Raw genomic sequence first — 14033 nt, 5'->3', positions numbered from 1 at the left:
CCTCAGGCGTCCAGCGGCTCGTAGAACTTGTGCGGATTCACGTCGGTCACTCCCGGCACGGTCCGCACCAGCGCGGTGACCACCTGCTGCTCCGCCACGTCGTCGAACGGGCCGGTGACCACGACGCGGCCGTCCGCCACCTCGACCCGCCAGCGCCGGGTGCGGCTGTAGGCGCGCAGCAGGCGGTCGACCCTGCCCGCCAGGACGTCGTCCTCCGGGGTCAGCACGCGCAGCAGGTCGTTGCGGCTGATCACACCGACCAGCACGCCGCGGGCGTCCACCACCGGCAGGCAGCGCAGCCGGTGGCCCAGCACCGCGCCCGCCAGCTCAGCGGGCGTGGCGGTCAGCGGGGCGCTGACCACCGGCGCGGTCATCACCTGCCGCACCGTCGCGGCGGCGTCCCGGCCGAGGCTGGCCACCAGCAGGTCGGCTCCGGACACGATGCCGACCAGGTGCTTCTGCACGTCCACCACGGGCAGGGCGGCGAAGCCGTGGTCCACCAGCAGCGCGCTCGCGGTGCGCACGGTCGTGGCCGGGGTGACCGAGACGACCGGCCGGGTCATCACATCTGCGGCGTTCATACCGGTGACGATCCACCCGTCCCGGTGCGCGCGGTAGTGCGGTTGGGCCCTCGCTCGCGGAGTCCTTGGTCCCGATTCGCCCGCGAACCCGGGTCGAGCCCCCGAGGTCCGGCTCGGGACTTCCGGTGCGCATGGACTCCGCTCCGCGGTGACCTTGTGCCCTCCCGCCGTCGCAACCCCGCAGCGCACGCTGGAGCCAGGAGGTGCCGGATGATCGTCGTCGGTGTGGACGGGTCGCCCGCCAGTCGCGGGGCGTTGCGCTGGGCGTTGGACGAAGCGACGCGCACCGGCGCGTCCGTCGAGGCGGTCATGGCGTGGTCACGCGAGCCGGAGCCGGTGCCCGCCGCGTCGCCGGGCGAGCACCCCCGCGGCGATCAGCCCGACCGCAGGCACCCCGCGCGGGAGCTGCACGAGATCGTCGAGCAGGTGCGCGCGCGGGTGCCCCGAGCGCCCGAGGTCGTCGAGGTGACCATCGTCGGCGACGCGGGCCGGGCGCTCACCGACGCGTCCCGGCAGGCGGACCTGCTCGTGGTGGGCGCCACCGGACGCGGCGCGCTGGTCCAGGCGCTGCTCGGCGACGTGCCCGCGACCTGCCTGCGCCACTCGGCGTGCCCGGTGGTCGTGGTGCCGCCCCGGCGCACCTGACCGATCCCGCCCCACGGAGGTGACCCGCCATGACCACCACGACCCCGACCCGGCTGCCGCTGCCGCTGCTGATCGACCAGCTGGCCGCGCACCCCGACCTCACCCGCACCACGGCGTGCGTGGTGCGGACCGATCCGGCCACGGCCTACCGCACCGTGCGCGAACGCCCCGCCCCGCGCTCCCGCCTGTGGGAGCGGCCGGGCTGGAGCGTGCTCGGCGAGCGCCCCGGCGCGGAGCTGGTGTTCGGCTCGATCCTCCCGTCCAGGTCCCCCGCCCGCCCGCGCGAGCTGGAGGCCAGGGACTTCGTGGACTTCGCCCTGCCCGGTCACCTCAAGGTGGCCTGCTCGCTGTCGGTGCTGCCCTACGGGCAGTGCCGCGCGCTGGTGACCTGCGAGTTCCGCGTCACGGCCACCGACCCGCGGTCCTGGCAACGCCTCCGCCACGGCCGAGGGCTGATCAGCCCGCTGCTGGGGCTGCTGCAGCGCGCGATCCTGCGCTCGGTGCGGCGGGACAGCGCCCGCAGTCGCCCGCGTTGAGGGCGCTGTCCCGTGGTGCCGCCCCGGTCGTGGTCGACCGGGGCGGCACCCGCGTGCCCTTCTCCGGTGGCGGTCAGGTCCGCCCGCGCCGGGCAGCCGCGACCAGGAGCGCGCCCGTCAGCAGCGCGAGCAGACCGGCGAGCGCGCGCCAGGACGCGCCGGTGCCGGTGCCCGCCAGCCCGGAGCCCGCGTCCGAGGGCGTGGTGGGCGCGGCGGTGCCCACCTCCGGTGAGGTGGTCGCCAAGGTGGTCGAGTCCGGGTCGGGCTGCTCCGGACCGGGTTCGACGAGCACCAGGCGGACGCCGGGATCGCCGCCCGCGCTGACCGGGAAGTCCTTGCCCGAGACGATCTCCCACGGTCCCACCACCCCGGTGTCGTGCAGGCCGACCGGCACGTCGGAGAACCCGAACCGCCCCTGCTCGTCGGTGGTGTCCCTGACCAGCACCGCACCGGTGACCTGGTCCCTGAGATGGACCTCCGCGCCCGGCAGCGGCCTGCTCGTCAGCGCTCCCGCGACGTCGGACGCCGAGGCGCGGCGCACGGCGAGCAGCCCCTCGACGCGCGCCGCGCGGCGGCCGGGGACGCGGGCGAGCGCGGACGCCCCGGCGCTGCCCTCGCCGAACGGCGGTGAGCCGAAGGCCCCGCTCACCCTGATGCGCCCCAGGTCGGCCCGGTGGTCGTCGACGGGGAGGCGCACCTGGACGGTCCGCGTCCCGCCGGGCGGCAGGGTGACCCCTGGACCGGGGTAGCGCAGATCCCCGAGGTCGACAGCGGTCCCGCCGTCCTCGTCGAAGCTGCCGGTGACGCCGGGAACCGCCGCGCGGCCGCCGTTGGTCACGGTCAGCACCAGCAGCGCGGTGTCACCGTTCCGGTAGGACTGCCGGTCGAACGCGGCTGTCGCGGTGAGGACGTGCTCCGCCACGAGCTCGCCGCGGAGCGGGACGTCCGGGCCGGGGCCGTGCCCCACTCCGACCCGAGGCCGGGGGAACGACCACCCGTTGGCGGCGACGCTGATCGAGTAGCCGCCAGTCCGGTCGGTGACCGCCCGGTGCTGGCCAGGCGACTGCGGCGTGGTGGGCTCGGTCACCTCCGCGCGCCCCTCGAACGCGGACACCCCGACGCAGAGCGCCGCCGTGGACACCAGCACACCCAGATTCCTGAACGAGCGCGACATCTCGACCTCCCGACCCGTTTCGCCCCGTCCAGCCTCCGCCCGCCGCGGCGGTGCGGGCAGAGGCGTCGGTGCCCGGTTCCGGATCGTTCGCCCCTGCCCCACTGGGACTTCCTGCCCCGGCCCGCCTTCCGCGGGTCCTTGGTCCCGCTCCGGACGGGTCGTCGGCCGCTGTACCCCCCGTGCCCGGTGGTGGCCGACTGGGAGGGGGTGGTTCCCCACCCCGCGCGCGTGGCCCGAGGAGGTCGACATGACGAGCACGACGACCCGATCCGCACGACCGCTGGGCGACCTGTTCGCGGTGTCGGCCAACGTGGTCCTGCTGGTCCTGGTGAACCTCTCCCCAGGTTGGCGTGCCGTGCCCTTCCTGACCGAGCGGGCGGGCGCGGTGGTGGTGGTGTTCGACATCGCGCTGGCCGTCGGCCTGGTGGCGGCCATCGCATGCCTGGTCCGGCCGCACCGCCTGGTGCGCCTGGCCTGCGACGTGGTCACCACCGCCTTCGCCATGACCGTGCTCTGGACGACCTGGTCGGTGTTCCCGTTCGCCTTCGACGACCCGGCGGTGGACTGGGCGTCGGTGCTGGCGGTGGGGCTGCCCTCGATCGGCGCCGTCGTCCTGATCGCCTTCCTGGTCCAGACCGCGGCACTGGTGCGCGTCCTGTGGGCGCGCACCGGCCCCGGTGACCAGGAAGGCGATCCGAGTGCCGTCAGGCCGGAGTACCGGTGAGCATGGCCCGCGCCCAGGCCGTGGCGCGGGCGGGTTCGCCGACCAGCAGCGGACCGGGCGTCCCCGTGACGTGGAAGGACATCGGCCGCTCCGGCACCTCGAAGTGCAGGGCCCGCAGCCGCTTGGCGATGGCCTTGGCGGCCGAGCCTGGCAGCCAGCCGCCCCTGAGCCTGGTGTCGAAGGCGTGCGCGGTGACGCGGCGCCCGTGCGGCGCGAGGGCGTCCAACCACTCGCGGACCCCGCGCCCGGCGGAGACCAGCTCGGCGCCTGCCTGGTCGGCGGCGGACTTGCGGGTGGCGGGCCTGCTCAGCCCGAACGCGTGCGTGGGCGCGCCGACCACCAGCAGCTCGACGTCCTCGGGCAGGACGTCGGGGGCGTCGGAGACCTCGACGACCTCGGCGGCCAGTGCGGTGCCGATCGCCTCGGCGATGGCCTTGGTGTTGCCGAACATGGATTCGTAGACCACGAGTGCGCGTGACATGGCGGACCACCTTCCTGTCACCTCCACGGTGCGCCGAGGCGCGGCGGACGGACAGCGGCGAACACCCCGCGACGGCCGGGACCTCCGGCGCGGCCACGTGGGACCGACGGCCCTGTCCCCCGTGGACCCGCCGGGGAAGCCTTGAGGTGAGCGCAGTGCGAGGAGGACCCCATGAAGGCGATGGTTTTCCACGGGCCCGGCAGGCGGGCCTGGGAGGACGTGCCGGACCCCGAGCTGGTCGACCCGACCGACGCGGTGGTGCGGATCACCGCGGCCACCATCTGCGGCACCGACCTGCACATCCTCAAGGGCGACGTGCCCGAGGTGGAGCCGGGCCGGGTGCTGGGGCACGAGGCCGTCAGCGTGGTGGAGCGGGTCGGCGCCGCGGTGACCGGCGTCAAGCCCGGCGACCGCGTGCTGGTGTCGTGCATCAGCGCCTGCGGGCGCTGCGAGTACTGCCGCGCAGGCGGGTACGGCCAGTGCCTGGGCGGTGGCGGCTGGGTGCTGGGGCACCTGGTCGACGGCACGCACGCGGAGCTGCTGCGGGTGCCCTTCGCCGACACCTCCACCCACCTGCTGCCCGACGGCGTCGCGGACGAGGCCGCGGTCATGCTGTCGGACATCCTGCCCACCGCCTACGAGGTGGGCGTGCTCAACGGTCGCGTGCTGCCGGGCCAGACCGTGGTCGTGGTCGGCGCGGGCCCGGTCGGGTTGGCCGCGGTCGAGACCGCGCGGCTGTTCAGCCCCGGCCTGGTGGTGGCCGTCGACCTGGCCCCGTCGCGGCTGGACGCGGCCAAGCAGTTCGGCGCGGACGCGACCGTCAACGCCGCCGAGGACGTCGAGGGCGCGGTCGCGGAGCTGACCGGCGGGCGCGGCGCGGACGTCGCGATCGAGGCGGTCGGCGTGCCGGAGACCTTCGAGCTGTGCGCGCGGCTGATCCGCCCCGGCGGCCGGGTGGCCAACGTCGGCGTGCACGGCAAGGCCGCCGCGCTGCACCTGGAGCGGCTGTGGATTCGCAACGTCACCATCACCACCGGCCTGGTGGACACCGCCACCACGCCCGCGCTGCTGAGGATGCTGGCGGCGGGGCGCCTGGACGCGGAGCGGTTCATCACCCACCGCTTCGGGCTGGACGAGTTCGACGCGGCCTACGACGTGTTCGCGCGGTCGGCGCAGACCGGCGCGCTGAAGGTGGTGCTGACGCGATGACCGCGGTGGAAGAAGCGGTGGAAGAGCGGGTCCGCGCGTGGGCCGGGTTCCGCGGCCAGGCGTGGCGGAACGCGATCGACGTGCGCGGCTTCATCCAGGACAACTACACGCCTTACACCGGCGACGCGGGGTTCCTGGCCGGGCCGACGGAGCGGACCACCGCTCTGTGGCAGGCGCTGACCGGGTTGTTCGCCGAGGAGCGCGAGCGCGGCGTGCTCGACGTGGACGCGCGCGTGCCGTCCTCGATCACCTCGCACGCGCCCGGCTACATCGACCGCGAACGCGAGATAGTCGTCGGCTTGCAGACCGACGCGCCGCTCAAGCGCGCGATCATGCCGCAGGGCGGTCTGCGGATGGTGGAGACCAGCCTGGACGCCTACGGCTACGAGCTGGACCCCGCGGTGCGGGAGATCTTCACCAAGTACCGCAAGACGCACAACGACGGCGTGTTCGACGCCTACACCGAGGAGATCAAACGCGCCCGCAAAGCGGGGATCATCACCGGCCTGCCCGACGCCTACGGTCGCGGCCGGATCATCGGCGACTACCGGCGCGTGGCGCTGTACGGCGTGGACCGGCTCGTCGAGGCCAAGCGGGCCGAGCGGGCCGCGATCGACGCCGTGCCGTCCACCGAGTCGGTCATCCGCGACCGGGAGGAGCTGGCCGAGCAGATCCGCGCCCTGCGCGAGCTGAAGGAGATGGCCGCCTCCTACGGCGACGACATCTCCGGGCCCGCCCGGACGGCGCGGGAAGCCGTGCAGTGGCTGTACTACGCCTACCTGGCGGCGGTGAAGGAGCAGAACGGCGCGGCCATGTCGCTCGGGCGCACCTCCACGTTCCTCGACGTCTACCTCCAGCGCGACCTGGAGTCGGGCGCGCTGACCGAGCGGGACGCCCAGGAGCTGGTCGACGACCTGGTGATCAAGCTGCGGATCGTGCGGTTCCTCCGCACGCCCGCCTACGACCAGCTGTTCTCCGGCGACCCGACGTGGGTGACCGAGAGCATCGGCGGCATCGGCGAGGACGGCCGCCCGCTGGTCGCGAAGACCAGCTTCCGGTTCCTGCAGACCCTCTACAACCTCGGCCCGGCCCCCGAGCCGAACCTGACCGTGCTGTGGTCACCCCGGCTGCCCGAGGGGTTCAAGCGGTTCTGCGCCAAGGTGTCGGTGGACACCAGCTCCATCCAGTACGAGAACGACGAGCTGATCCGCCCCCGCTTCGGCGACGACACCGCCATCGCCTGCTGCGTGTCCGCCATGCGGGTGGGCGAGCAGACGCAGCTGTTCGGCGCTCGGGTCAACCTGGCCAAGGCGCTGCTGTACGCGATCAACGGCGGGCGCGACGAGGTCAGCGGTGAGCAGGTCGGTCCCGCCCACCCGCCGCTGGCGGGCGACCACCTGGACGCGGGCGAGGTCCGCGAGGCGTTCGACCGGATGACCGATTGGCTGGCCAGGACCTACGTGGACGCTTTGAACATCATCCACTACATGCACGACAAGTACGCCTACGAGCGCATCGAGATGGCCTTGCACGACCACCCGGTGCAGCGGCTGCTCGGGTGCGGCATCGCGGGCCTGTCGGTGGTCGCGGACAGCCTGTCGGCGATCGAGCACGCCCGCGTGCGGGTCGTCCGCGACGGGACCGGGCTGGCCGTCGACTACGTCGTGGAGGGCGAGTTCCCCCGCTACGGCAACAACGACGACCGCGCCGACGCGATCGCCGTCGGGCTGGTCGAGGACTTCATGGGCAAGGTCCGGCGCTACCCCGCCTACCGCGACGCCGTGCACACCCAGTCGGTGCTCACCATCACCTCCAACGTGGTCTACGGCAAGCACACCGGCAACACCCCGGACGGGCGGCGCGCGGGCGAGCCGTTCGCGCCGGGCGCGAACCCGATGAACGGGCGCGACCGGCACGGCCTGGTCGCCGCCGCGCTGTCGGTGGCGAAGCTGCCCTACGACCAGGCGCGCGACGGCATCTCGCTGACCGCGAGCATCACGCCGTCGGGCCTGGGCAGGACGGCGCAGGAGCAGGTGGGCAACCTGGTCGGCGTGCTCGACGCCTACACCGACGCGGGCGGCTTCCACCTCAACGCCAACGTGCTCAACCGCGAGGTGCTGCTGGACGCCATGGCGCACCCGGAGCGCTACCCGCAGCTGACCATCCGGGTGTCCGGGTACGCGGTGAACTTCGTGCGGCTGACCCCGGAACAGCAGCGCGACGTGGTCGACCGCACCTTCCACGGGTCGCTGTGATGACGACTGAGGCAACCACCGAGGCAACCACCGAGGCAACCACCGCGGTGACCACCGGGACGATCCACTCCTGGGACCTGACCACGGCGGTGGACGGCCCCGGCACCCGGTTCGTGCTCTTCACGGCCGGGTGCCCGCTGCGCTGCCTGTACTGCCACAACCCGGAGACGCGGTTCGCGCGGTACGGGCGGCGCGTCACCGTCGAGTCGGTCGTCGCCGAGATCTCCCGCTACCGCAGGTTCATCCGGGTCGCGGGCGGCGGGGTGACGATCAGCGGCGGCGAGCCGCTGCTGCAGCCGGAGTTCACCGGCGAGCTGCTGCGCGCGGTGAAGGGGCTGGGCCTGCACACCGCCCTGGACACCTCCGGCCTGCTGGGCGCGCGGGCGTCGGACCGGCTGCTGGCCGACACCGACCTGGTGCTGCTGGACATCAAGTCCTGGCACCCGGCCACCTACCGGCGCGTCACCGGCGGCGAGGTGGCTGCGACCCTGGCCTTCGCGCGCCGCCTGGCGGAGCTGGGCAAGCCGATGTGGATCAGGTTCGTCCTGGTGCCCGGCCTGACCGACGAGTGGGACAACGTCGAGGGCATCGCCTCGTTCGCGTCCACTCTGGACAGCGTGGAGCGGGTGGACGTGCTGCCCTTCCACAAGATGGGCGCGCCGAAGTACGCGGCCATCGGCCTGCCGTTCGAGCTGGCCGACACGCCGGTGCCGGACGCGGAGCTGGTCGAGCGGGTGCGCGGTCAGTTCCGCGCCCACGGCCTGCAGGCGTGAGGCCGGGGACGCGGATCAGGCCAGCAGTCCGCGCTCCCGCAGGTGCTCGCGGGCGTGCTCGATCGCCTCGGGCGTGCTGTCGAACACCGGCAGGCCCAGGTTGTCCAGCGCCCGCCGGTGCTCCTCGCGCACGCCCGAGACCAGCACGGTGACCCCGCGGTGCTCCAGCCGCCGCACCGCGTCGCGCAGCACCTGCGCGCCGGTGGCGTCCACCGCCGACAGCCGCGACATGCGCAGGACGACCACCGCCACCGGGGTGATCTCGGTCAGCTCCAGCAGGAACCGGTGGGCGGCGGCGAACAGCAGCGGCCCGTCGAGCCGGTAGGCGACGATGTGCTGCGCCAGCAGGGCGCGCTCCTCCTCGCGGTGGTCGCCCGGCTCCAGCGGCACCTCCTCCAGCCGCGCCGAGCGCGACACCGCCCGCAGCGCGAACACCCCGGCCAGCAGCAGGCCGACGATCACCGCGGTGACCAGGTCCAGCGCCAGCGTGGCCACCGCGGTCAGCGCCAGCACCGCCGCGTCCGAGCGGCCCGCGCGGGCCAGCGCGCGCACCGAGCCGACCTCGACCATGCGGACCGCCGTGGCGAGCAGCACGCCCGCCAGCACCGCCAGCGGAACGCCCGCCACCCACGGCGCGGCGACCAGCACGATCAGCAGCAGCACCAGGGCGTGGGTCAGTGCGGCGAGCCGGGAGGTGGCGCCCGAGCGCACGTTGACCGCCGTGCGCGCGATGGCGGCGGTGGCGGGCACCCCGCCGAACAGCGGCGCCACCAGGTTGGCCAGGCCCTGGCCGAACAGCTCGCGGTCGGGGTCGTGCCGCTGGTTGACGCTCATGCCGTCGGCGACGGCGGCGGACAGCAGGCTCTCCAGCGCGGCGAGGGCGGCGACCGCGACCGCCGATGGCAGCAACGACCACAGAGCCGACGGGTCCAGGAACGCCAGCGACGGCGCGGGCAGCGCGGCGGGCAGCTCGCCGATCCTGGCCACCGGCAGCGAGGCCCACTGCGCCAGCACGGTCGCCACGACCACGGCGGGCAGCGAGAACGGCACGCCCGGCCGCCACCGCGCGCCCAGCAGCATCACCAGCGCCACGCCCACCGCGAGCGCGACCGCCTCCCAGCGCGGCGCGGCGGCGAAGTCCGCGACGGCCTCGGCGGCGGCCAGCACCACGTGCTCCTCGGCCGGAGTGGGCACGCCCAGCGCGGCGGGCACCTGCTGCAAGGCGATCACGGCCGCGATGCCGATGGTGAATCCCTCCACCACGGGCGCGGGCACGTAGCGCATGTAGCGACCCGCGCGGGCCACCGCGAGCAGCACCAGCAGCACGCCCGCCAGCAGACCCACGGTGAGCACGCCGTCCGCCCCGTAGCGGGCGACGATGGGCACCAGCACCACGGTCATCGCGCCGGTGGGCCCGGACACCTGGAGGCTGGAGCCGCCGAACACCGCCGCCAGCGCGCCCGCCACGACGGCGGTGACCAGGCCCGAAGCCGCGCCGAGGCCGGAGGCGACGCCGAAGCCCAGCGCGAGCGGCAGCGCCACGATCGCCACCGTCACCCCGGCCAGCAGGTCGCGCCGGGTCGCCCCGGACCAGTCGGTCCGCGCGGGCAGGAAGGTGGTCACGCGCCCTCCTCCTCGCGCAGCAGGGCCAGCAGCTCGTTCTGCCCGGTCAGCAGGCCGGTGAGGACCTGCCGCGCGATCCGCAGCAGTTCGGCGACATCGGGGCTGGCCAGCGCGTACACCACGGTCGTGCCGTCGCGGGTGGCCGTGACGATGCCCGAGCGGCGCAGCACCGCCAGCTGGGCCGACAGGCTGGACGCCTCGACGCCGATGTCGGCCAGCAGGTCGCGCACCGGCTTGGGACCGTCCTGGAGCAGCTCGAGCACCCTGATGCGCACCGGGTGCCCGAGCATCCGGAAGAACTCGGCCTTGGCCTGGTGCAGCGGGAGGGGCACGGCGTCCTCCGAAGTCGAAGAATTGAAGATTTCTTCAATTCTACAAGACTGCGACTTCGTCCAGGGCGCGGCGGGTGCCCGCGGCGATCTCGACGTCCTCGCGGGCCTCGACCACCCACGCGGGGACCGGCGAGGCGTCCGCGGTGACGCGGGCGTCACCGCGCGCGGCGTCGTTGCGGTCCCGGTCCAGGCGCAGGCCCAGGAATGCCAGCCCGTCGAGCACGCGGGCGCGGACCTCGGGGTCGTGCTCGCCGATGCCGCCGGTGAAGACCAGCAGGTCCAGCCCGCCCAGGGAGGCGGCCATGGCCGCGATCCCCTGCCGCAGCCGGTGGGTGAACACCTCCAGGGCCAGGCGGGCGTCGGCGGAGCCCGCGGCGATGGCGGCGTGCACGTCGCGCATGTCGGCGTGCCCGGACAGGCCGACCAGGCCCGAGCGGTGCGCCAGGCCGTCCGCCAGGTCCTCGGCGCCGAGGTGGTCCAGCAGGCGCAGCAGCAGGCCGGGGTCGAGGTCGCCGCTGCGGGTGGCCATCGGCAGTCCCGCCAGCGGCGTGAAGCCCATCGTGGTGTCGACCGAGCGCCCGTCGCGGACCGCGGCCAGCGAGCAGCCCGCGCCGAGGTGGCAGCTCACCACGCGGGCACCGGGCAGACCGGCCAGCTCGGCCGCGCGGCGCGAGGCGTAGGCGTGGGACAGGCCGTGGAAGCCGTAGCGGCGCAGGTCCCAGCGGGCCCGCCAGCGCCCCGGCAGCGGGTAGGTCGCCGCGGCGGCGGGCAGCGTGCGGTGGAAGGCCGTGTCGAAGCACGCCACGTGCGGCACGTCGGGCAGCAGGGCCAGCGCCGCGTCGATGCCCGCCAGCGCGCGCGGCTGGTGCAGCGGCGCGAGCTCGGTCAGCGCGGCGATCTCCCGGCGCACCACGGGGGTGATCACCACGGGGGCGGTGAAGCGCGAGCCGCCGTGGACGACGCGGTGGCCCACGGCGTCCACCGGCGGCAGCCGCAGGTCGAGCTCGGAGGCGCCGTCCCACCGCTCGACGTGGTGCTGGGCGAGGACTTCGCCGTCCTCGCCCAGCACGCTCAGCTTCAGGCTGGACGAGCCAGCGTTGACCACCAGCACGTCCATCAGTACGGCCAGCTCCAGTTGCGGATCTCGGGCAGGTCCTCGCCGTGCTCGCGGATGTGGGCGTGGTGGCGGGTGCGCTGGTCGGTCATCAGCTGCCGCAGCCCCGCCGCCTTCGGGCCGAGGCCGGGCACCCGGTCGATGACGTCGGTGACCAGCCGGTAGCGGTCCATGTCGTTGAGCACCAGCATGTCGAACGGCGTGGTGGTGGTGCCCTCCTCCTTGTAGCCGCGCACGTGGATGTTGCGGTGGTTGGTGCGCCGGTAGGTCAGCCGGTGGATCAGCCACGGGTAGCCGTGGTAGGCGAAGATCACCGGCTTGTCCGGGGTGAACATCGCGTCGAACTCCCGGTCGGACATCCCGTGCGGGTGCTCGGTCTCCGGCTGCAGCCGCATCAGGTCCACCACGTTGACCACGCGCACCTTCAGCTCCGGCAGGTGCTCGCGCAGCAGCGCGGTCGCGGCCATGACCTCCAGGGTGGGCGCGTCGCCCGCGCAGGCCAGCACCACGTCCGGCTCGTCCATCCGGTCGTCGGTGCCCGCCCACTCCCAGATGCCCGCGCCGCGGGCGCAGTGCAGCGCGGCCTCCTGCGGGCCCAGCCAGTCCGGGGTGAGGTTCTTGCCGGAGACGATGACGTTGACGTAGTCGCGGCTGCGCAGGCAGTGGTCGGCCACCGACAGCAGGGTGTTGGTGTCCACCGGCAGGTAGACCCGGACGACCTCGGCCTTCTTGTTCATCACGTGGTCGATGAAGCCGGGGTCCTGGTGGGAGAAGCCGTTGTGGTCCTGCCGCCACACGTGCGAGGACAGCAGGTAGTTCAGCGAGGCGACCGGGCGACGCCAGTCGATCGAGCGGTGCGTCTTGAGCCACTTGGCGTGCTGGTTGAACATCGAGTCCACGATGTGGATGAACGCCTCGTAGCAGTTGAACAGGCCGTGCCGCCCGGTCAGCAGGTAGCCCTCCAGCAGGCCCTGGCACAGGTGCTCCGAGAGCACCTCCACCACCCGGCCGTCGGTGCTCAGGTGCTCGTCGACCGGCTCGGTGCCCGCCTGCCACTGCTTGCCGGTCACCTCGAACACCGCGTCCAGCCGGTTGGAGGCGGTCTCGTCCGGGCCGAAGACGCGGAAGTTGCGCGCCTCGGCGTTGAGGACCATCACGTCACGCAGCATCCGCCCCAGCGCGCGGGTCGGCTCGGAGGTGCCGCCGCCGTGCTTGGTCACCTCCACCATGTGCTCGCGGACGTCGGGCATCCGCAGCTCCTGCAGCAGCAGACCGCCGTTGGCGTGCGGGGTGGCGCCCATGCGCAGCTCGCCGCGCGGCGCCAGGGCCAGCAGCTCCTCGCGCGGGCGGCCGTCGGCGTCGAACAGCTCCTCGGGCCGGTAGGAGCGCAGCCAGGACTCCAGCAGCCGCAGGTGATCGGGGTTGTCGCGCACACCCGCCAGCGGCACCTGGTGCGAGCGCCAGGTGCCCTCCACCGCAACGCCGTCCACTTCGGACGGACCGGTCCAGCCCTTGGGGCTGCGCAGCACGATCATCGGCCACCTCGGCCGCTCGGTCTGCCCCGCGCGGGCCGCCTGCCGGATGCGGGCGATCTCGTCAACCACCTCGTCGAGCACCTCGGCCATGCGGACGTGCATGGTCGAGGGGTCGTCGCCCTCGACGTAGCGCGGGGTGTAGCCGTAGCCGCGCAGCAGCGCGTCCAGCTCCTCGTGCGGGATGCGCGCCAGCACGGTCGGGTTGGCGATCTTGTAGCCGTTGAGGTGCAGGATCGGCAGCACCGCGCCGTCGTGCGCCGGGTCGAGGAACTTGGTCAGGTGCCAGCTGGCGGCCAGCGGACCGGTCTCCGCCTCGCCGTCGCCGACCACGCACGCGACCAGCAGGTCCGGGTTGTCCAGCGCCGCGCCGAACGCGTGCGCCAGCGAGTAGCCCAGCTCACCGCCCTCGTGGATGGAGCCGGGCACCTCCGGCGCCACGTGGCTGGGCACCCCGCCGGGGAAGGAGAACTGCCGGAACAGCCGCCGCATCCCGTAGGCGTCGCGCGGCACGTCCGGGTGCGTCTGGCTGTAGCTGCCCTCCAGCCAGGTGTTGGCCAGCAGCGCAGGCCCGCCGTGGCCGGGGCCGGTCACGAACAGCACCTCCAGCTCGCGGGCGTTGATCACCCGGTTCAGGTGCGCGTAGACGAAGTTCAGGCCCGGCGTGGTGCCCCAGTGCCCCAGCAGCCGGGGCTTGATGTGCTCGGGCGTCAGCGGCGTGGTGAGCAGCGGGTTGTCCAGCAGGTAGATCTGCCCGGCCGAGAGGTAGTTGGCCGCGCGCCAGTAGGCGTCGACGAGGGCCAGGTCGTCCGACTGCGACATGTCGCTTCTCCTGTGGGGTCCGGGGACGTCGGTCTTCAGCCTGCCTTCGGAACCGATGCTGCCCCAGGGACCGGGGACACGCACGGCGAGGACTTTCGGCCCTGCGCGACGCGGGACCGCGCACCCGGACGTCCCGACGTGGTCGGGACCTTCGCACGCGTCGTCCGGTCACCGCGCGGACCAGACTGGGTGCGAGGGCGGAAGCGGAGGAGACGAAGCCATGACAGCGGTA

Annotated in this window: 13 protein-coding genes; 6 read left to right on the top strand and 7 right to left on the bottom strand. The window is 73.8% G+C overall.

Annotated features, from left to right (window positions below; all coding sequences use genetic code 11):
• Positions 1–2: 2 nt before the first annotated feature.
• A complete protein-coding gene (locus JOF41_RS09395) occupies positions 3–581 on the bottom strand; it encodes a CBS domain-containing protein (protein WP_189226367.1) in 579 nt (192 codons plus the stop codon).
• Between the two features lie 210 nt (positions 582–791).
• Between JOF41_RS09395 and JOF41_RS09390 the strand changes: the two genes are divergently transcribed.
• Together JOF41_RS09390 and JOF41_RS09385 are read left to right on the top strand one after the other, a co-directional pair.
• Positions 792–1226, top strand: a complete 435-nt coding sequence (locus JOF41_RS09390) for a universal stress protein (protein ID WP_209617858.1) — start codon at positions 792–794, stop codon at positions 1224–1226.
• A gap of 29 nt (positions 1227–1255) precedes the next feature.
• Positions 1256–1762 carry a hypothetical protein gene (locus tag JOF41_RS09385; protein ID WP_209617855.1) on the top strand — a complete coding sequence of 169 codons (507 nt, stop codon included), beginning with the start codon at positions 1256–1258 and terminating at the stop codon, positions 1760–1762.
• 73 nt (positions 1763–1835) lie between these two features.
• Here JOF41_RS09385 and JOF41_RS09380 read toward each other — a convergent pair whose 3' ends face one another.
• Positions 1836–2936, bottom strand: a complete 1101-nt coding sequence (locus JOF41_RS09380; protein WP_209617853.1) for an SH2 domain-containing protein — start codon at positions 2934–2936, stop codon at positions 1836–1838.
• Between the two features lie 247 nt (positions 2937–3183).
• Here JOF41_RS09380 and JOF41_RS09375 point away from each other — a divergent pair, with 247 nt between their 5' ends.
• Positions 3184–3660 carry a hypothetical protein gene (locus JOF41_RS09375; RefSeq protein ID WP_189226371.1) on the top strand — a complete coding sequence of 159 codons (477 nt, stop codon included), beginning with the start codon at positions 3184–3186 and terminating at the stop codon, positions 3658–3660.
• Here JOF41_RS09375 and JOF41_RS09370 read toward each other — a convergent pair.
• Entirely contained in the window at positions 3641–4141 is a 501-nt protein-coding gene (locus JOF41_RS09370; protein ID WP_209617849.1) for a flavodoxin family protein, read from the bottom strand. The two genes, JOF41_RS09375 and JOF41_RS09370, sit on opposite strands and share 20 nt — an antisense overlap.
• Positions 4142–4312: 171 nt before the next feature.
• Between JOF41_RS09370 and JOF41_RS09365 the strand changes: the two genes are divergently transcribed.
• From JOF41_RS09365 to pflA, 3 genes are read left to right on the top strand one after another with little or no spacing between them, the layout of a single operon-like run.
• The gene (locus tag JOF41_RS09365; protein ID WP_209617846.1) at positions 4313–5350 is read left to right on the top strand and encodes a zinc-binding dehydrogenase; all 1038 of its coding nucleotides are present in this window, start codon (positions 4313–4315) and stop codon (positions 5348–5350) included.
• Positions 5347–7605: a formate C-acetyltransferase gene (gene pflB, locus JOF41_RS09360; RefSeq protein ID WP_209617843.1), complete on the top strand. Its 2259-nt coding sequence runs from the start codon at positions 5347–5349 to the stop codon at positions 7603–7605. Before JOF41_RS09365 ends, pflB begins: the two co-directional genes overlap by 4 nt.
• On the top strand, positions 7605–8378 hold the full coding sequence (gene pflA, locus JOF41_RS09355; RefSeq protein ID WP_209617841.1) for a pyruvate formate-lyase-activating protein: 774 nt from the start codon (positions 7605–7607) through the stop codon (positions 8376–8378). The genes pflB and pflA overlap by 1 nt, the downstream gene beginning before the upstream one ends.
• A gap of 15 nt (positions 8379–8393) precedes the next feature.
• Here pflA and JOF41_RS09350 read toward each other — a convergent pair whose 3' ends face one another.
• Genes JOF41_RS09350 through JOF41_RS09335 form a run of 4 tightly spaced genes read right to left on the bottom strand, consistent with a single transcriptional unit; the run spans position 8394 to position 13801 of the window.
• Positions 8394–10001 (bottom strand): SulP family inorganic anion transporter, encoded by a 1608-nt coding sequence (locus tag JOF41_RS09350; RefSeq protein ID WP_209617838.1) that lies wholly within the window; start codon positions 9999–10001, stop codon positions 8394–8396.
• Entirely contained in the window at positions 9998–10333 is a 336-nt protein-coding gene (locus tag JOF41_RS09345) for an ArsR/SmtB family transcription factor (RefSeq protein WP_189226377.1), read from the bottom strand. The genes JOF41_RS09350 and JOF41_RS09345 overlap by 4 nt, the downstream gene beginning before the upstream one ends.
• Before the next feature lie 40 nt (positions 10334–10373).
• A complete protein-coding gene (locus JOF41_RS09340) occupies positions 10374–11450 on the bottom strand; it encodes an acetate/propionate family kinase (protein ID WP_189226378.1) in 1077 nt (358 codons plus the stop codon).
• Complete coding sequence (locus JOF41_RS09335; RefSeq protein WP_209617835.1) at positions 11450–13801, bottom strand: phosphoketolase family protein; 2352 nt, start codon at positions 13799–13801, stop codon at positions 11450–11452. The genes JOF41_RS09340 and JOF41_RS09335 overlap by 1 nt, the downstream gene beginning before the upstream one ends.
• Positions 13802–14033: the final 232 nt, after the last annotated feature.

This window comes from Saccharothrix coeruleofusca (genome assembly GCF_017876325.1).
Taxonomy (GTDB): Bacteria; Actinomycetota; Actinomycetes; order Mycobacteriales; family Pseudonocardiaceae; genus Actinosynnema; species Actinosynnema coeruleofuscum.
This window is presented reverse-complemented; position numbering and strand designations above follow the sequence as displayed.